Raw genomic sequence first — 18,699 nt, 5'->3', positions numbered from 1 at the left:
GCGGACGCGACACCGGAAACGGGAACGGCGGCGGCTACAACTCGCCCAGCGGTCCTTCCGGGCACGTCAAAACTGGTGTAGGCGGCTCCGTCCGCCCGGACACCACCCAGATCGCGGCGGGCGTCGGCGTTCTCGCCGCATCCGCCGTCGGCGGAGCCTGGCTCCTGCGTCGTCGGGCGAGCGGCACGCAGGCCGGCAGCTGACGCGGGCGTATCCACGCCCCCGTCTCCGCCAGGATTCCGTCCCGGTGGCTTCGCGCCACCGGGACGGGACCCATTCCCACCTTCTCCACCCCGGAGGACAACTGTGCCCCAGAAGGCCAAGGGCTGGCTGGTCGCCGTCGCAGTGCTGGTCGGCATCTGGCTGATCCGGAACGGCTCCGAAACCCAGCTGATGCCGCCGCAGCCGACCTCGGCCCAGGCCTTCGCGGCCGGTCCCGAAGTGCTGCCCGGCTCACCGGTCGCCGAACCGCTGCGCCCTTCGACACCCGTCCGCCTCCGCATCCCCAGCATCAGGGTGGACGCCCCGATGATCCGGCTCGGGCTCAGGTCCGACGGCAGTCTCGCCGTGCCGCCGGCCGAGAACCGTAACGTCGTCAGCTGGTACAAGGACGGCACCCCGCCCGGCGCCAAGGGCACCGCCCTCGTCGCCGGTCATGTCGACAACGCGCAGGGGCGATCGGTCTTCTACAACCTGGGGTCCCTGGCGAAGGGCAGCACCATCGAGGTGGACCGCCGGGACGGGCACACTGCCGTCTTCTCGCTCGACGCCATCGAGGTGTACGCGAACAAGGACTTCCCCGACCAGAGGGTGTACGGCCCCTCGTCGAACGCCTCGCTGCGGCTGATCACCTGCGGCGGCGGCTTCTCGCAGACCACCGGCTACCAGGGCAATGTGGTGGCGTACGCGCACCTCACCGGCGTGCGGTGACCCCCGCTCGCACCCTTACGACCACTGGTCGAAGGCGAGTCGCGCGACCAGTGAGAACACCACGACCAGCAGTACGCCCCGGACGAACTCACTGCCTTTCCGGAGCGCCGTCCGCGCGCCCAGCAGGCCGCCCACCAGGTTGAACACCGCCATCAGCCCGGCCAGCTGCCACATCACATTGCCCTGGTAGGCGAACATCGCGAGGGCGCCGCCGTTGGTGCAGACGTTGACGATCTTGGCGGTGGCGGACGCCGTCACCAGATCGAGGTGGAGCACTGCGGTCAGGGCGAGCACCAGGAACGTGCCGGTACCGGGTCCGAACAGCCCGTCGTAGAAGCCGATGCCGCCGCCGACCAGCACGATCGCGGTGACGGTACGGGCCCGGGTGACCTTGCGGTCCGTGGCCTCGGCGGCCTCCTTGCCGAACTGGGGCCGCAGCATCACGAACGCCGCGACCGCCAGCAGCACCACCATGATGACCGGACGCAGCACGTCACTGCTGATCCCGGCGGCGAAGAAGGCTCCGGTCATCGATCCGGCCAGCGCCATGAGCCCGATCCGGACGGCCGTCCCGACCTCCACCGGCGCCTTGCGCGCGTAGGTCACGGCGGCGCCCGACGTACCGACGATCGCGACCGCCTTGTTGGTGCCGAGGACATGCGCGGCCGGGACGTGCGGCAGGCCCAGCAGCAGCGCGGGCAGCAGGAGCAGTCCGCCCCCGCCGACCACCGCATCGATCCAGCCCGCGGCGGCAGCGGCGAGGCAGAGGACGACAAGGGTGGTCAGGGTGATGTCGGGCATGGTCGCGACTGTAAGGACGAGATACGTGTCCCGTCCAACTTTCCCGTCCGGATCCCCGGAAAGTTGAGCCAACTCTGAGCTTCCCGGGCCGCAGCACCCTCACCAACGGCCTCCGGAGAAGCTGAGCGCAAGGTTCCTCCCGGGAAACAGCGAGGATCCGGTCGGGTAACACCCGCCGCACAGGCTGCTCACCATGACGACAGAGACGGCGGACGCGGCACGTGTGGTGGTGATCGGCGCCGGGATGGCGGGCGCGCGGCTCGCCGCCCGGGTGCCCGGCGTCACCGTCATCGGCGAGGAGACGCACGCCCCGTACAACCGGGTGCTGCTGGCGGAGGTGCTGGCGGGGCGGTACGCGGCCGAGGTCATCGCCCTGCCCCCGGCCGAGGTGCGGCGCGGGGTGCGGGTGGTGCGGATCGACCGGGCGGACCGGCTGGTGCACTGCGACGACGGAAGCGTCGTGCGGTACGGGCGGCTGGTGCTGGCCACCGGGTCGAACCCGGTGCTGCCGCCGCTGCGCGGCCTCGGCACCACGATGCCGGACGGGGTACATGCGTTCCGTACGCTCGACGACTGCTCTGCGCTGCGGGAGGCGGTGCGCGCCGGCACCCGGGATGTGCGCGTCGTCGTCATCGGCGGCGGACTGCTCGGTGTGTCCGCCGCCCGGGCGCTCGCCGCATGCGGTGCGCAGGTGGTGCTGGCCCAGCAGGGCGAGCACCTCATGGAGCGGCAGCTGGACGCCGAATCGGCCGGGCTGCTCCGGCGCCACCTGGAGAGTCTCGGCGTGGAGGTGCACACCGAGTGCCGGGTTCGCGGGCTGCGCTGCGCCGACGGCGCGGTGCGGGCGGTGGAGCTCGCCGACGGCTACGAGCTGTCGGCCGAGATCACGGTGCTGGCCTGCGGCGTACGTCCCAGGACCGGGCTCGCGCAGGCGGCCGGCCTGGACGTGCGCCGGGGCATCGTCGTCGACGACGAGCTGCGTACCACCGATCCGTACATCCATGCGGTCGGCGACTGCGCCGAGCACCGCGGCACCGTGTACGGCCTGGCGGGCCCGGCGCTCGAGCAGGCCGATGTGCTCGCCCAGGTGCTGGCCGGGCGGCCCACCCGCTACGAGGGCACCCGCGCCCTGACCCGCCTCACTCTGCACGGTCCGGCCGCCGGCCCCGCGGGCCCCTTCGATCTGGCCGCGTTCGGGGAGTCCCGCCCGCTGCCCGGTGACGACGTCGTCCGGCTCGCCGACGCCACGCGTGGCGCGTACCGCTCGGTCGTCGTGCGCGGCGACCGGCTGGCGGGCGGTGTACTCCTCGGCGATCTCGCCGCGGTCGGCACGCTCGCCCGGACCTGGGAGGACGACGAACCGCTCCCCGCCGAAACGTCCCTGCTCCATCTGCTCACCAACGACGGAGGCTACTGAGATGCCGGTGTCCACTCCCCCGACCGACCACACCGCCCCGGTGCCCACGATCGTGGTCGTCGGACACGGCATGGTCGGCCAGCGGTTCCTGGAGGCGCTCGCCGACCGCGGCCTGACCGCGACCGCATGCACCGCCCGGGTCGTCGTGCTCTGCGAGGAGCCCCGCGCCGCCTACGACCGGGTCCAGCTCACCTCGTACTTCACCGGGCGGACCCCGGACGAGCTGTCGCTCGCCGAACCGGACTTCATCGACCGGCACGGCTTCGAGCTGCGTCTCGGCGACCCTGCCGAGAGCGTGGACCGCGAGGCCCGTACGGTCACGGCGCGCTCCGGGGAGACCTTCGTGTACGACACGCTGGTGCTGGCCACCGGCTCGTACCCCTTCGTGCCGCCGGTTCCCGGCAAGGACGCCGCGGGCTGCTTCGTCTACCGCACCATCGAGGACCTCCTCGCCATCGAGGAGTACGCGAGGACGGCGACCACCGGTGCGGTGGTCGGCGGCGGGCTGCTCGGGCTGGAGGCGGCGGGCGCTCTGAAGGGGCTCGGGCTCGACACGCACGTCGTGGAGTTCGCCCCCCGGCTGATGCCGGTGCAGGTCGACGAGGGTGGTGGCGCGGCGCTGCTGCGCACCATCGAGTCCATGGGCCTCACCGTGCACACGGGCGTCGGTACGCAGGAGGTCACCGCGGGCGAGGACGGCGCGGTGACCGGCATGACACTCTCCGACGGTTCGTCGCTCGCCACCGACCTGGTGGTCTTCTCGGCGGGGGTACGCCCACGGGACCAGCTGGCCCACGACTGCGGTCTGGCGGTCGGACCGCGCGGCGGCATCATCGTCGACGAGGAGTGCCGCACCTCCGACCCGGTGGTCTTCGCGATCGGCGAGTGCGCACTGGCCGCGGACGGCCGGGTGTACGGGCTCGTCGCACCCGGTTACGAGATGGCGCAGACGGCCGCCGAGGTGATCGCGGGCAGGACGGCAGCGTTCACCGGCGCCGATCTGTCGACGAAGCTGAAGCTGCTCGGGGTGGACGTGGCATCGTTCGGCGACGCGCACGGCACGGCCGAGGGCTGCCTCGACGTGGTGTACGCGGACTCCCGCACCGGCGTCTACAAGAAGCTGGTGATCGGCCGGGACGGCACCCTGCTCGGCGGGGTGCTGGTCGGGGACGCCGAGCAGTACGGCACGCTGCGGCCGATGACCGGTACGGTCCTGCCTGTCGCCCCGGAGCAGCTGGTGCTGCCGGCCGGTGCGGGCGGCCCCGTCACGCTCGGCCCGTCCGCGCTGCCGGACGACGCGGTGATCTGCTCCTGCCACAACGTCACCAAGGGCTCGATCTGTGAGCACACCACACTGCCCGAGGTGAAGAAGTGCACCAGAGCCGGTACCGGCTGCGGCAGTTGCGTGAAGGTGATCGGGCAGCTGCTGCCGCAGAGCCAGGACAAGGGCCTGTGCGGCTGTTTCTCGCACACCCGCAGCGAGTTGTACGAGATCGTCCGCACCCTCGGTATCGCCTCGTACGGGGAACTGCTCGACTCGCACGGCCGTGAGGCCGCGCGCGGCGGGGACGGCTGCGAGATCTGCAAGCCGACGGTCGGCTCGATCATCGCGTCGCTGGCTCCGACGCTCGGCGCGAGCGGCTATGTGCTGGACGGCGAGCAGGCGGCCCTGCAGGACACGAACGACCACTTCCTGGCCAACCTCCAGCGCAACGGCTCGTACTCGATCGTGCCACGCATCCCGGGAGGCGAGATCACCCCGGAGAAACTGATCGTGATCGGCGAGGTCGCCCGCGACTTCGGCCTCTACACGAAGATCACCGGGGGCCAGCGGATCGACATGTTCGGCGCCCGTGTCGACCAGCTGCCGCTGATCTGGACGCGTCTGGTGGACGCCGGATTCGAGTCCGGGCACGCGTACGGAAAGTCGCTGCGCACCGTCAAGTCCTGTGTGGGCCGGACCTGGTGCCGGTACGGCGTGCAGGACTCGGTACGGATGGCGATCGACCTGGAGCTGCGCTACCGCGGGCTGCGCTCGCCGCACAAGCTGAAGTCGGCGGTGTCCGGCTGCGCCCGGGAATGCGCGGAGGCCCGGGGCAAGGACTTCGGGATCATCGCCACCGCGGGCGGTTGGAACCTGTACGTGGGCGGCAACGGCGGCGCCGAACCGCGCCACGCCGACCTGCTCGCCCAGGACCTCTCCGACGCCGAACTGGTGCGCCTCATCGACCGGTTCCTGATGTTCTACATCCGCACCGCGGACCGTCTGGAGCGCACCTCGACCTGGCTGGACCGCATCGATGGCGGCCTCGGCCACGTACGGGACGTCGTCGTCCACGACTCGCTGGGGCTCTGCCAGGAGCTGGAGCGGATGATGGCCGACCATGTCGCCGGCTACCGCGACGAGTGGGCCGAGACCATCAACGACCCGGAGCGGCTACGGCGGTTCGTCACCTTCGTCAACGCACCCGATGCACCCGACCCGTCGGTGAAGTTCGTCCCGGAACGCGACCAGGTCAAGCCCGACCTGGAGATCCTCGCCGGCCCGGTGCTCGCTGTCCGCACTCTCGAAGGGACCTCTTCCCGATGACCGCACAGACGATGGAGACGGCACAGCAGACCCCGGTGCTGCAACTCGCCTGCGGAACGGACTGGTTCACGGTCTGTGAGCTGTCGCGGCTGACTCCCGGACGCGGCATCGCCGCACTCCTCCCGGACGGCCGGCAGGTCGCGCTCTTCGTCGACCGGGCAGGGCGCGCGTACGCGATCGACAACCGCGATCCGTTCACGGGGGCGTACGTTCTCTCGCGCGGCCTGGTCGGGTCCGTCGAGGGACGTCCGTTCGTCGCCTCGCCGCTGCTGAAGCAGCGCTTCGACCTGGCGACGGGCACCTGCCTGGACGACGACGAGGTACGCGTCCCGGTCTTCGCGGTGCGCGCCGCCTGACGGGCTCCACGAAGACCGGGACAGGAACGCACCCCAGCCGATTCCGGCCAACAGATCCCGGCCGTACGCTTGATCCATGACCCAGGGCTGGAACGCGAGCGACATCCCCGACCAGAGCGGCCGTACGGCCGTGGTCACCGGAGCCAACAGCGGCATCGGACTCGTCACCGCACGGGAACTGGCGCGCCGCGGCGCGCGGGTGCTGCTGGCGTGCCGTGACAAGAGCCGCGGCAGGGAGGCTGAGTCGCGCATCCGGGCTGCGGTGCCGGGCGCACGGGTGGAGTTCGCACCCCTGGATCTGGCCGATCTGTCCTCCGTACGGGAGTTCGCGGCGGCGTACCCGTCCGACCGGCTGGATCTACTGATCAACAACGCGGGTGTGATGGCCCTGCCGTACGGGAGGACGGCCGACGGCTTCGAGACCCAGTTCGGCGTCAACCACCTCGGGCACTTCGCCCTGGCCGGCCTGCTCCTGCCCAAGCTGCTCGACACCCCCGGGGCCCGGGTGGTGAGCGTGTCCAGCGCGATGCACGCCGCGTCCAACATCGACATCGGCGATCTCAACAGCGAGCGAAACTACCGCCGTTGGATCGCGTACGGCCGCTCGAAGACCGCGAACCTGCTCTTCGTCCATGAGCTGGCGCGCCGGCTCGCGGCGTCCGGCTCCGACATCGTGGCCGCCGCCGCACACCCCGGCTACGCGGCGACCAATCTGCAGACCGCGGGCGTACGGATGGAAAACCGCAAAGCGGCGGAACGGGTCTTCGAACTGGGCAACCGGATCGTTGCCCAACCCGCGTCGTCCGGTGCGCTGCCGACGCTGTACGCGGCCACCGCGCCCGGCGTGCGCTCCGACTCGTTCACCGGCCCGAAGCTGCTGGGCTGGCGGGGTGCGCCCGCCCCGTCCTGGCGGGCGCGCTGGACGCTGAACGACGTGGCGGGCGAACGGCTTTGGGTCGCATCCGAGCAGCTCACCGGGGTGACCTGGCCGGGCCTCAAGTCCTGACCGGGCCCGGGGCGGCGAGCGCTGCGGCTCGCCCCTGGTCGGCCCAGCCCTGGTCGGCTCAGCCCTGACTCTGAACTGCGGCCGGGTCCATCCACACGACCTCCCAGATGTGGTGGTCAGGGTCCTGGAACGACCGGCCGTACATGAACCCGTGGTCCATGGGCTCGTTGGCGGGCGAGCCCCCGGAGGCGAGCGCCGTATCGGCCAGCTCGTCGACCTCCTCACGGCTCTCGGCACTGAGCGCGATGATCGCCTCGGTGGTTCTCGAGGCGTCGGCGATCTCCTTCTTGGTGAACTCCTTGAAGCGCGGCTCGGTGATCAGCATGGCGAAGATCGTGTCGCTGATGACCAGGCACGCGGTGGTCTCGTCGGAGAACTGCGGGTTGAACGAGAAGCCGAGCTTGCCGAAGAAGCCCTTAGTCGTCTCGAGGTCCTTGACCGGCAGGTTCACGAAGATCATCTGGGTCATGTCCGTCTCTTCTCCTCGGCGGCGCTGCGTGTGAGCGCGGTCGGAGGGTAGACGGCAGGTCGGCGCGGAACTCATCGCGACGGGCGAGGAAATCATCCGGAGCGGCCCGCCCCACTCATTGAGCGGAGTGTCCCCACCCGCCGAGCCGCCCGCCTCCACCTGTCATGAGAGCGCGAGCGGTGCGCCTCCCCTGAGGAGCGAACCGCCCAGCGGGGTGAGCGTGTGCAGGACCGAGCTGCCGTGCCGCAGGGTGCGTACGAGCCCCGCCTCGCGCAGCACGCACGCATGCTGACTGGCTGAGGCGAGGGACACCCCGGCCCGCCGGGCGAGCTCGCTGGTCGTGCAGCCCGTGCCGATGACCTGGAGGACCGTCGACCGGGTGTTGCCCAGGAGCCTGCCCAGCCAGGGGCCCGGGCCCGGCTCGGCGAAGACCGGGGCGGCGGAGTGGGTGACCGGGTACACGAGGACGGGTGTGAGCTTCGAGTTGCGGTAGACGACCGGGGTGGAGCGGCAGAAGAACGACGGCTGGAGCAGTAACCCCCGCCCGTCCAGGTGCAGTTCGCGGTCGACGGGATAGTCCGCCTCCAGCACCGGGGCCCGCCAGCGGATCATGGACGGGAGGGAGGCGAGAAGTTCGTCGGCGCCGCCGTCGAGGAGGGCGCGGCCACGGACGGCCCGGTCGGCCTCGATACTGGCCTGGATGTGCGGCCAGTACGGCTCGACGGCGGCGCGGTGGTAGCCGCGCAGGACGGTGATGAGCCGCCCGAGAGGTTCGGTCCGCCCTTCGGAGAGCGCGTCCAGCCGAACGGGCGGCACCGGCCGTCCGTCCCCCGGCCGTCCGCCCGCGGGCCGTACACCACCGGACCGCGCCCCGCGCCCGGAGTTGTGCCCACCGCCGTGCCGCCCGCCCAGCGACAACGGCCGTCCGGGCTCGCGGCGGTCGGCGCGCAGCAAGCCCAGTTCGGCGTGGAGCCGCTCGGGCGGGGTGTCGCGCAGCGCCTCCATTCCGGCATCGAAGCCGTGCGGCTCACTGCCTTCCCGGGAGGGCGTCAGAAAGTCGGGGAAATAGCCGCGGGGTGGCACGAGGGCTGCCAGCAGGCGTGTCTCACCGTTCAACCGGGGCCGGGTTTCCGTACGCCATTTCCCGAACACCGTGGAAGCGCGCCGGTCCCTCAGCCGGTGAAAACTCAGAATGGTTTCCCACAATGCGTCCGGCCGTGTGGCCATCCGCACCTTGGAAAGGTCCATCCCGGACACATGGATACGCAGCACCGAACCCCCATCTGTTGCATCCGCAATTTCCCCCGCTCAAGGGTATGCGCACCGTCACAGGACGTCACCACGGGGTTTCGGCCAGAGGTGAAACGTCTCGCCGGACCCCACCGTCACCGGAAAAGCTGTACGACGTCGGGCACGAAACCTGAGCCGACCGGAAGAGCGAGTGAAGGCCGTGGGGGGTTTTGCTCGTTCGGCGGCGGTCGGCGGACGGTGCGGCTCCGTGTCCGACGGGGGTAAGCCGGGTGCGGCCCATGGGTGGGGATCCATGGGCCGCACCCCGGTCCGTTCACCGCCTATATCTTTGCGTATTGAACGATGCAATGGGCTGATGGGCGAATGGCGAACACCGAAAGCGCTTGCGCCCGTTTTTCTTTGTGCGAGACCGGGTGGCCCATTCGCCCACGGCCACTCATGACCGACCGTTTCCGCACACCATCCGCCCTGCGGAACCCGGCACCACCTCGCACGGATCGGCGTCGGCCGGCGGGCCAGCACACCCGACCGCCCCGGCCACTCGTCGCGCCCCGCGGGGGGCCTGGCACCCGACTTGTTGTGACGCCTTCGCGGCAGGCGTCACAACAAGTCGGGTGCACTCTCCTGGGCGGGATCCTGGGATGCCGGGTGATCCGGGCCGCCGGCCGGGGCAGCGGCACGCAGCGCCGCTTCGACCCGGCGGTTGCTGGTCATGGATGCCGTGACGGCCGTCATCGCCAGGAGGAGGCCGGCGGCGGCGTAGAGCGGGGTGCGGATGTCGTACGTGGTGGCCAGCCAGCCACCGAGGAACGCCCCGACGGGGGCGGCGCACATGGCCAGCATGCGGGAGGTGGAGGCGACCCGGCCCATCAGGTGGGCGGGGACGATCGCCTGTCGGAGGGAGGGTGCGAGCACCATCGTGGCGCCCATGCCGGCCCCGCAGACGGCGAGCGCCAGCCCGGCGACGTACGGGTTCGGGGCAGCGGCCAGGCCCAGGATGGCCAGCCCTTCGACGGCGGCTGTGCAGGTCAGTGCGGTGCCGGTGCCGAGCCGTCGGCCAAGATAGGAGGCGATGCCTGCACCGAGCAGGCCGCCGGTGGCCTCCGCTGTGAGGAGCAGGCCGAAGCCGTAGGTGTCGATGCCCAGGCGGTCGTGCGCGAAGAGGGCGAGGACGGTCTCCACAGCGAGGAAGGCGACGTTCCCGACCGCCGGGCGGAGCGCCAGCCCGAGCAGCACCCGGTCCCGGAAGACGTACGAGGCCCCGGCCCGCGCCTGCCGAAGCAGCGACTCGCGGACCTCCGGCACGGGCCGGGGCATGGCGGGCAGCGTACGGACGAGCAGCGCGGAGAACAGGAACGACACCGCGTCGGCGAGCAGCGGAACCGCCCGCCCGAGCGCGAGCAGCGCACTGCCCGCAGGCGGCCCCGCGAAACCGGACATGGCGGTCTGGGCGCCGCGCAGGCGGGAGTTGGCGCGCTCCAGGAGCGCGGGGTCGCGGCGGAGCAGATCCGGCAGGTAGGCCGTGGCGGCCGTATCGAAGAACAGCCCGCCGAGGCCGAGCAGGAAGGCGACGGCCGCGAGCAGCGGAATGCTCAGCACGTCGAGCGCGGCCGCTGCCGCCGGTATCGCGAGCAGCACCGCACGCGCCGCGTCCGCGACCCACATCGTGCGCCGACGGTCCCAGCGATCCACCAGCGCACCGCCGAGCACCCCGAAGAGCAGCCACGGCAGCGTCCCGGCGGCCGTGACGACGGCGAGCGCCATCGGGTCCCGCGTCAACGTCAACGCGATCAGCGGCAGCGCGGCATGCGACACCCCGTCACCGAGCGAGGACACCGTCTGCGCAGTCCACAGCCGTCCGAACCCGGTCGGCAACTTCCGAACACCTGAGTTCACTTGGCGCCCCCCTCGGCCTGCTCGCGCGGTGCCGGGTGGAACAGTGCGAAGACGAGTGACGCGTCCGGCAGCGACGGATCGGACAGCTCCCGGTACTCGTCCGCCAGTGCCTGCAGCCGCGCCCCCAGCCCCGCGAACTGCTCCTCGGTGAGCCGCAGATGCGCCATCCGCACGTGCCGCTCGCCGTCCGCCGGCGACGCCTCCAGGTCCGCCACCGCATGGCGCATCAGCACATCCGGCTCTCCTTCGCCCGGATCCGGCAGCGCGATCGCCCGCGCGGCCATCGCGTAGTACCGCTCGGTGACCCCCCGCACCTTCCGTGTCCGTACCACCTTCACCAGGCCGGCCCGCTCCAGCAGCCGCACGTGATAGCTGGAACTCCCCTTCGCAAGGCCCACCCGCTCGGCGATCTGCGTAATCGTCGCCGGCTCGAAGCGGAGCACGGCCATGATCCGGTGGCGCGTGAGATTGGAGACGGCGCGCAGCTGCTCGTCAGTGGTGACGTGAAACGTCTCGGGAAGATCGTCGGTAGGCATGCGAGCAATGGTCAACGATTCTTGACCATTACGCAAGGGGATTCGCACGAACCTCCAGAATCTGCTGTCCGGCGCGCGAGACCTTCCGTCAAATCCCCCCACCCCGCTGCCGATCCGGGGAGCTGTCAGAAAAACTGGTGCTGGCACGTGACGGACCCAGCCATGCCATGGAGGGCACAACGGCGTCACGCGGGTTCAACGGCAGCCAACAGCAGCAAACGCCGTTTAGCCTGGTCAGCGACGTAGCTTGACAGTCTTCGCAGATGATGCGCGAAGCGGCGGCACCCCCGCACAGGGTGCCGCCGCTTCCGGGTTGTCCGGGGCTGTCGTCGAGTCGGTGAGGGTCCGGGTGAGCCGGCGACAGACCTGGAATCCGGGGTGGGTTCAGGTCAGCGGCTGTCGCTGCCCCTCGACGCCGCGGCAGCCCTGCCCGCCTCCAGACGCGCGACCGGGATCCGGAACGGCGAGCAGGAGACGTAGTCGAGGCCCACCTCGTGGAAGAAGTGCACCGACTCCGGGTCGCCGCCGTGCTCGCCGCAGACGCCGAGCTTGAGGTCCGGGCGGGTGGCCCGGCCGGCTGCGACCGCGCTGCGGACCAGGGAGCCCACGCCGTCCTTGTCGATCGTCTCGAACGGCGACACCCCGAAGATGCCCTTCTCCAGGTACGCGGTGAAGAACGAGGCCTCCACGTCGTCCCGGGAGAAGCCCCACACGGTCTGGGTCAGGTCGTTCGTACCGAAGGAGAAGAACTGTGCGGCCTCGGCGATCTGACCGGCGGTCAGCGCGGCGCGCGGCAGCTCGATCATCGTGCCGATGGTCAGCTTCAGCGCGGTGCCGGTGGCCGCCTCGACCTCGGCGATGACCTCGTCGGCCTCGTCGCGGACGATCTCCAGCTCCTGGACCGTGCCGACCAGCGGAATCATGATCTCGGCGCGCGGGTCGCCCTTGGCGTTCTTGCGGTGCGCGGCCGCCTCCGCGATCGCCCGGACCTGCATCGCGAACAGGCCGGGGATGACCAGACCGAGCCGTACGCCACGCAGACCGAGCATCGGGTTCTGCTCGTGCAGCTTGTGCACGGCCTGCAGAAGACGCAGGTCGTTCTCGTTGGCGTCCTTGCGGGACTCGGCGAGCGCGACGCGTACCGACAGTTCGGTGATGTCCGGCAGGAACTCGTGCAGCGGCGGGTCGAGCAGCCGTACGGTGACGGGCAGTCCGTCCATCGACTCGAACAGCTCGATGAAGTCGGCCTTCTGCAGCGGCAGCAGCTCGGCCAGCGCGGTCTCACGCTCCTCGTCCGTGTCCGCGAGGATCAGCTTCTCGACCATCTCGCGGCGCTCGCCGAGGAACATGTGCTCGGTGCGGCACAGGCCGATGCCCTGGGCGCCGAAGCGGCGGGCTCGCAGCGCGTCCTCGGCGTTGTCGGCGTTGGCCCGCACCCGCAGCCTGCGGACCCGGTCGGCGTACGCCATGATCCGGTGCACGGCGGCGACCAGTTCGTCGGCGTCGTCGGCGCCCGCGTGCATCCGGCCCTCGAAGTACTCGACGACCGGGGACGGGACGACGGGGACCTCACCGAGGTACACCTTGCCGGTGGAGCCGTCCACGGAGACGATGTCGCCCTCCTCGACGACGGTCCCGCCGACGGTCAGCCGACGCCGCTTGGTGTCGACCTCGATCTCCTCGGCGCCGCAGACACATGTCTTGCCCATGCCGCGGGCGACGACGGCGGCGTGCGAGGTCTTGCCACCCCGGGAGGTCAGGATGCCCTCGGCGGCGATCATGCCATCGAGGTCGTCGGGGTTGGTCTCCCGGCGGATCAGGATGACCTTCTCGCCGGAGCGGGACCACTTGACGGCGGTGTACGAGTCGAAGACCGCCTTACCGACCGCGGCTCCCGGCGACGCGGCGATGCCACGGCCGAGCAGCTGCGTCTTGGCGTCCTCGTCGAAGCGCGGGAACATCAGCTGCGCCAGCTGCGCCCCGGTCACCCGCTGCAGCGCCTCGGCCTCGTCGATGAGCCCCTGGTCGACCAGCTGCGTGGCGATCCGGAAGGCGGCACCGGCGGTGCGCTTGCCGACCCGGGTCTGGAGCATCCACAGCTGGCCGCGCTCGATGGTGAACTCGATGTCGCACAGGTCCTTGTAGTGCGTCTCGAGCGTCTTCATGATCTGCATCAGCTGGTCGTACGACTTCTTGTCGATCGACTCGAGCTCGGCGAGCGGGACGGTGTTGCGGATACCGGCGACGACGTCCTCGCCCTGCGCGTTCTGCAGGTAGTCGCCGTACACGCCGGCGTGGCCGCTGGCCGGGTCGCGGGTGAACGCGACCCCCGTACCGGAGTCCGGGCCGAGGTTGCCGAAGACCATGGAACAGACGTTGACGGCCGTGCCGAGGTCGCCGGGGATGCGCTCCTGGCGGCGGTAGAGCTTGGCCCGGTCGGTGTTCCACGAGTCGAAGACGGCCTTTATGGCCAGGTCCATCTGCTCGCGCGGGTCCTGCGGGAAGTCGCGTCCGGCATCCCGCGTGACGATCTTCTTGAACTGCTTGACCAGCTTCTTCAGGTCGGCCGCGTCGAGATCCACGTCGACGGTGACGCCCTTGGCCTCCTTCGCCGCCTCCAGCGCCTCCTCGAAGAGGTCGCCGTCGACACCGAGGACGGTCTTGCCGAACATCTGGATGAGGCGGCGGTACGAGTCCCACGCGAACCGCTCGTCGCCGGCCTGGGCGACGAGGCCGACGACCGACGCGTCGGAGAGGCCGATGTTGAGAACCGTGTCCATCATGCCGGGCATCGAGAACTTCGCACCGGAGCGGACGGAGACCAGCAGCGGGTCGTCGGCCTGGCCGAGCTTCTTGCCCATCTGCGTCTCAAGGGCGTCGAGGTGCGCACTGACCTCGTCGCGCAGCGCCCTCGGCTCCTCACCGCTGTCGAGGTAGACCTTGCACGCCTCGGTGGTGATGGTGAAGCCCGGAGGGACGGGCAGCCCTAGGTTGGTCATCTCGGCGAGGTTGGCGCCCTTCCCGCCGAGCAGGTCCTTCAGATCCTTGTTGCCCTCGGTGAAGTCATAAACGAACTTCTGACCCTGAAGCTCCGGGGTGGATACGTGGGGATCTTTGTTTTCCGACACGGGTCTCGACTCCTCGAGGACGCGGGTGGCTGCCCTGACGGCCAGGAACATACCCAGATCGAAGGTGCCTGGGTACGTCCACTTGCGCGTCATGCGGCCTTAACCACTCGTCCGCCAGCAGATCGAAAGGTGCGTACCGCTCCGGCTCTCGGACACAGCCATTCGACTCTTGAACTCATAATCACTCAGAGCATTCAAAAAGGCGTAAGTTCGGCACGCTATGTAGTGGATACGTCGATCGATCAAAGTAAAGTCAGGTGGCACCGAGTGCCACCATTTGAGAAATGCAGTCCCCGAAATCTCGCTCATCTGAGCAATAGAGACCTCAGGGGTGGCGAGAATCACGCCGCACCGGGCGCTCAGATGTCATCATCCGGACGCCCTGATGGCTACACATGGGCACATGGCGACCACACAGGGCGATCGGAATGGGAACAGAGCACCTCGATCACCTGACACGACACCCCGCACCGCCCGGTTCGCCTCCAAGCCGCCCCCGATATGCGCTCAGATGAGCAGCGGCAAGGCGAGGGCACCCGGTGCCTGATAACCGGAGATGCGAAAGGGCCCCGCCGGGGTGGAGTGACACCCTCCGCAGGGCCCCGTCCGAACCGGAGCCGTCGCCTCAGCCGCCCGACGTATCGAGCTCCGCCTCCGCGCTCACGCCCGAGCAGTCGTAGGGGTCCTTCAGCCAGCCGTCCGGCAGCACCACACGGTTGTTGCCGGAGGTGCGTCCGCGCGGCCCGTCGGCCCCGTCCGGCCACGCCTGGTCCAGGTCGAGCTCGTGCAGCTGCGCGCCCAGCTCGTCCAACGACGAGGTGACCGCGAGCTTCTTGCGCATCTCGGAGCCGACCGCGAAGCCCTTGAGGTACCAGGCCACGTGCTTACGGAAGTCGATCACGCCACGGGTCTCGTCGCCGATCCACTCCCCCAGCAGCGTCGCGTGCCGCAGCATGACGGTGGCGACCTCCCGCAGCGTCGGCGCCTGCCGCGTCTGCGTGCCCTCGAAGGCGCTCACCAGGTCACCGAAGAGCCACGGGCGCCCCAGGCAGCCGCGGCCCACGACCACGCCGTCGCAGCCGGTCTCCCGCATCATGCGGCGGGCGTCGTCCGCGCACCAGATGTCGCCGTTGCCGAGGACGGGGATCTCCGGAACGTGCTCCTTGAGACGGGCGATCGCCTCCCAGTCGGCGGTGCCGCCGTAGTGCTGTGCGGCGGTCCTGCCGTGCAGCGCGACGGCCGTGACGCCCTCCTCCACCGCTATCCGGCCCGCGTCGAGGTAGGTGAGGTGGTCGTCGTTGATGCCCTTGCGCATCTTGATGGTGACCGGCAGGTCGCCCGCATTGGAGACCGCCTGGTTCAGGATCGCGCGCAGCAGGGGCCGCTTGAACGGGAGCGCCGAGCCACCGCCCTTGCGGGTCACCTTGGGGACCGGGCAGCCGAAGTTCAGGTCGATGTGGTCGGCGAGGTTCTCGTCGACGATCATGCGGACGGCCTTGCCGACCGTGACCGGGTCCACTCCGTACAGCTGGATCGAGCGCGGGGTCTCGCTCGCGTCGAAGTGGATGAGGTGCATGGTCTTCTCGTTGCGCTCGACCAGCGCCCGCGTCGTGATCATCTCGCTGACGAACAGCCCCTTGCCGCCGGAGAACTCCCGGCACAGGGTGCGGAACGGCGCGTTGGTGATGCCGGCCATGGGTGCGAGCACCACCGGCGGCTGCACGGCGTGCGGGCCGATCCGGAGCAGCGGGAGCGAGGGGGCGAGCGTGGTCATTGCTCCATTGTCGCGTACGGCGGAAGCAGCTTCGGCAGGCACCGCGGTACGGGCGACGGGCGCCACAGTCCGTACCGGCGATGACGCCGGACGGATGTACCGGGGGCACCGGTCGGGATCTCCCGGCGACAGTAGTCGTTAGTTAACCGTACTATCTATGTATGCCTGAGCTCACCCACCGCCGACGACAGTTGGTTCTGGCGATCTGCTGCATGAGTCTGCTGATCGTCAGTCTCGACAACACCGTCCTCAATGTCGCTCTGCCCTCCATGCAGCGGGAGCTGCACGCGACCGTCGCCGGCATGCAGTGGACGATCGATGCCTACACGCTGGTCCTCGCCTCACTGCTGATGCTGGCGGGCTCCACCGCCGACCGGATCGGACGGGCGAAGGTCTTCAAGATCGGGCTCGTCCTCTTCACCCTCGGCTCGGTGCTCTGCTCCGTCGCACCGAACCTGGAGTCGCTGGTCGCCTTCCGGATGGTGCAGGCGGTCGGCGGCTCGATGCTCAACCCCGTCGCGATGTCGATCATCACCAACACCTTCACCGACCCGCGCGAGCGCGCCCGGGCCATCGGTGTGTGGGGCGGTGTCGTCGGCATCTCCATGGCGGCGGGACCGGTGGTCGGCGGCCTGCTGGTGGACACGGTCGGCTGGCGGTCGATCTTCTGGATCAATCTGCCGGTCGGTCTCGCCGCGCTGCTGCTCACCTGGCGGTACGTCCCCGAGTCCCGCGCCCCGAAGCCGCGCCGCCCCGACCCCGTGGGACAGCTGCTGGTGATCACGCTGCTCGGTGCACTGACGTACGCGATCATCGAGGCGCCCTCGGCCGGCTGGGCCTCGCCGCGGATCCTGGCCTTCGCGACGCTCGCCGCGTGCGCCCTGATCGGGCTCCTGCTGTACGAGCCCAGGCGCGCCGAGCCTCTCATCGACCTGCGGTTCTTCCGAAGCGCCCCGTTCAGCGGCGCCACCGCCATCGCGGTCTGCGCCTTTGCCGCCCTGAGTGGTTTCCTCTTCCTGAACACGCTGTATCTGCAGAACGTGCGCGGTCTGAGCGCCCTGCACGCCGGTCTGTACATGCTGCCGATGGCCGCTCTCACCTTTGTCTGCGCCCCGCTGTCGGGGCGGCTCGTCGGCAGCCGGGGGCCGCGGCTCTCGCTGCTCGTGGCGGGCGCGGCCATGACGGCGTGCGGGCTGATGTTCGCGGCTTTCGACGCGGAGACGCAGAACGTGCTGCTGTTCACTGGCTATGTGCTGTTCGGTCTCGGCTTCGGCATGGTGAACGCGCCGATCACCAACACCGCCGTCTCCGGGATGCCGCGCTCCCAGGCGGGCGTGGCGGCGGCGGTCGCCTCGACCAGCCGGCAGATCGGCGGGACGCTGGGCGTCGCCGTGATCGGCGCGGTGCTGGCGGCGGGTGTGGCGGGTAGCGGTTCCCCGCGCGGCGCCGGCTATGCCACCGCCTTCGTGGACGCCAGCAAGCCCGCCTGGTGGATCATCACCGGCTGTGGTCTGGCCGTTCTGCTGGTGGGAGCGCTGACCAGTGGGCGGTGGGCCCGCGAGACGGCACGGCGCACCGCCGCACGGCTGGAGGCCCCAGCCGGGGCGGGGACCGGGTCCGGGGCCGGATACGGAGGTCAGGCTTCGGCGAGCGCCAAGGCGTGAAGGCGCTCGAGCCGCTCCCGGGACTCCGCGTCGGCGGGGGCGTACGTCACCATGCGCGGACCCTTCGACGGGCCGAGCCAGAGGTCGGTGTGGTCCAGGCGCACCAGGCCGACCCGGGCGTTGCGGAAGAGCTTGGTCCGGCCGCCGGGCCCGACGACCTCGTGGCGCGCCCAGATCTCCCGGAATTCCGGTGAGGCCGTCTCCAGCCGCTTGAGCAGGGCCTTCCAGGCGGGCTCGGCGAGATGCTCGGCCATCGAGGCGCGGAACTTGGCGGCCATCACCCGGTTCGCCTCGGGGAGGTCGACGACGGACGCGCGCCAGTTCTCGTCGGTGTACGACAGCAGCATGCAGTTGCGGTTCTCGGGGGCGACGGCGTCCAGGTCGCAGAGCAGTCGCCCGTAGGTCCTGTTGTAGGCGAGGATGTCGTAACGGCTGTTCTGCACACAGGCCGGGATCGGGTCCAGCTGCCACAGCATCTCGCGCAGCGCCGGGGTGACGCTCGGGCACTCCGTACCGGGAGCGGGGTCGACGGCGCCCGCCAGGGAGAAGAGATGGGTGCGCTCGCTCCGGTCGAGCAGCAGGGCGCGGGCGAGGGCGTCCAGGACCTGCGGCGAGACCTGGATGTCCCGTGCCTGTTCGAGCCAGGTGTACCAGGTGACGCCGACGGCGGAGAGCTGGGCGACCTCCTCGCGGCGCAGCCCGGGGGTGCGCCTGCGGCCGCCGCGAGGCAGACCCACCTGCTCGGGGGTGATGCGCTCGCGCCGACTGCGCAGGAAGCCCGCGAGTTCATGCCGCCGGACCTCGGTCTCCGGCGGCTCGGCCGAACCGGCCGGCCCGGGACCGTGGGCCATCTGCTGCACTTCGGTCACCATCGTCGTCAT

The 18,699-nt window shown here is 70.3% G+C and carries 14 protein-coding genes and 1 pseudogene; 7 read left to right on the top strand and 8 right to left on the bottom strand.

Features of this window, described 5'->3' with window-relative positions:
* A pseudogene (locus tag ACIA8E_RS06980) lies at window positions 1-203 on the top strand (hypothetical protein); the annotation flags it as partial.
* A 103-nt stretch (window positions 204-306) separates the two neighbouring features.
* A complete protein-coding gene (locus ACIA8E_RS06975; RefSeq protein WP_399295341.1) occupies window positions 307-930 on the top strand; it encodes a class F sortase in 624 nt (207 codons plus the stop codon).
* Between the two features lie 15 nt (window positions 931-945).
* Here ACIA8E_RS06975 and ACIA8E_RS06970 read toward each other — a convergent pair whose 3' ends face one another.
* A complete protein-coding gene (locus tag ACIA8E_RS06970; RefSeq protein ID WP_399295339.1) occupies window positions 946-1,731 on the bottom strand; it encodes a sulfite exporter TauE/SafE family protein in 786 nt (261 codons plus the stop codon).
* 193 nt (window positions 1,732-1,924) lie between these two features.
* Here ACIA8E_RS06970 and ACIA8E_RS06965 point away from each other — a divergent pair, with 193 nt between their 5' ends.
* From ACIA8E_RS06965 to ACIA8E_RS06950, 4 genes are all read left to right on the top strand, one after another.
* Window positions 1,925-3,148, top strand: coding sequence for an NAD(P)/FAD-dependent oxidoreductase (locus ACIA8E_RS06965; protein ID WP_399295337.1), 1,224 nt, complete (start codon window positions 1,925-1,927; stop codon window positions 3,146-3,148).
* A 1-nt stretch (window position 3,149) separates the two neighbouring features.
* On the top strand, window positions 3,150-5,738 hold the full coding sequence (gene nirB / locus ACIA8E_RS06960) for a nitrite reductase large subunit NirB (RefSeq protein WP_399295336.1): 2,589 nt from the start codon (window positions 3,150-3,152) through the stop codon (window positions 5,736-5,738).
* On the top strand, window positions 5,735-6,094 hold the full coding sequence (nirD, locus tag ACIA8E_RS06955) for a nitrite reductase small subunit NirD (RefSeq protein WP_399295334.1): 360 nt from the start codon (window positions 5,735-5,737) through the stop codon (window positions 6,092-6,094). The genes nirB and nirD overlap by 4 nt, the downstream gene beginning before the upstream one ends.
* Window positions 6,095-6,170: 76 nt before the next feature.
* Complete coding sequence (locus ACIA8E_RS06950) at window positions 6,171-7,100, top strand: oxidoreductase (RefSeq protein WP_399295332.1); 930 nt, start codon at window positions 6,171-6,173, stop codon at window positions 7,098-7,100.
* 58 nt (window positions 7,101-7,158) lie between these two features.
* On the opposite strand, the gene ACIA8E_RS06945 is transcribed toward ACIA8E_RS06950, so the two are convergent.
* The 6 genes from ACIA8E_RS06945 to dusB all read right to left on the bottom strand — a co-directional run bounded on the left by ACIA8E_RS06945 (window position 7,159) and on the right by dusB (window position 16,154).
* Window positions 7,159-7,569, bottom strand: a complete 411-nt coding sequence (locus ACIA8E_RS06945; RefSeq protein WP_399295330.1) for a VOC family protein — start codon at window positions 7,567-7,569, stop codon at window positions 7,159-7,161.
* A gap of 162 nt (window positions 7,570-7,731) precedes the next feature.
* Window positions 7,732-8,841, bottom strand: coding sequence for an ArsR/SmtB family transcription factor (locus tag ACIA8E_RS06940; RefSeq protein ID WP_399295328.1), 1,110 nt, complete (start codon window positions 8,839-8,841; stop codon window positions 7,732-7,734).
* 579 nt (window positions 8,842-9,420) lie between these two features.
* A complete protein-coding gene (locus ACIA8E_RS06935; protein WP_399295326.1) occupies window positions 9,421-10,695 on the bottom strand; it encodes an MFS transporter in 1,275 nt (424 codons plus the stop codon).
* Window positions 10,696-10,712: 17 nt separating this feature from the next.
* Window positions 10,713-11,252: an ArsR/SmtB family transcription factor gene (locus tag ACIA8E_RS06930; protein WP_399295324.1), complete on the bottom strand. Its 540-nt coding sequence runs from the start codon at window positions 11,250-11,252 to the stop codon at window positions 10,713-10,715.
* A 389-nt stretch (window positions 11,253-11,641) separates the two neighbouring features.
* Window positions 11,642-14,380 (bottom strand): pyruvate, phosphate dikinase, encoded by a 2,739-nt coding sequence (gene ppdK / locus ACIA8E_RS06925; protein WP_399295322.1) that lies wholly within the window; start codon window positions 14,378-14,380, stop codon window positions 11,642-11,644.
* 625 nt (window positions 14,381-15,005) lie between these two features.
* A complete protein-coding gene (gene dusB, locus ACIA8E_RS06920) occupies window positions 15,006-16,154 on the bottom strand; it encodes a tRNA dihydrouridine synthase DusB (RefSeq protein ID WP_399295320.1) in 1,149 nt (382 codons plus the stop codon).
* Window positions 16,155-16,315: 161 nt separating this feature from the next.
* Here dusB and ACIA8E_RS06915 point away from each other — a divergent pair, with 161 nt between their 5' ends.
* Window positions 16,316-17,818 (top strand): MFS transporter, encoded by a 1,503-nt coding sequence (locus ACIA8E_RS06915; RefSeq protein ID WP_399295318.1) that lies wholly within the window; start codon window positions 16,316-16,318, stop codon window positions 17,816-17,818.
* Here ACIA8E_RS06915 and ACIA8E_RS06910 read toward each other — a convergent pair.
* Entirely contained in the window at window positions 17,791-18,699 is a 909-nt protein-coding gene (locus tag ACIA8E_RS06910; protein WP_399295316.1) for a helix-turn-helix transcriptional regulator, read from the bottom strand. The genes ACIA8E_RS06915 and ACIA8E_RS06910 overlap by 28 nt on opposite strands.

Source organism: Streptomyces sp. NPDC051664 (assembly GCF_044453545.1).
GTDB lineage: Bacteria > Actinomycetota > Actinomycetes > Streptomycetales > Streptomycetaceae > Streptomyces.
This window is presented reverse-complemented; position numbering and strand designations above follow the sequence as displayed.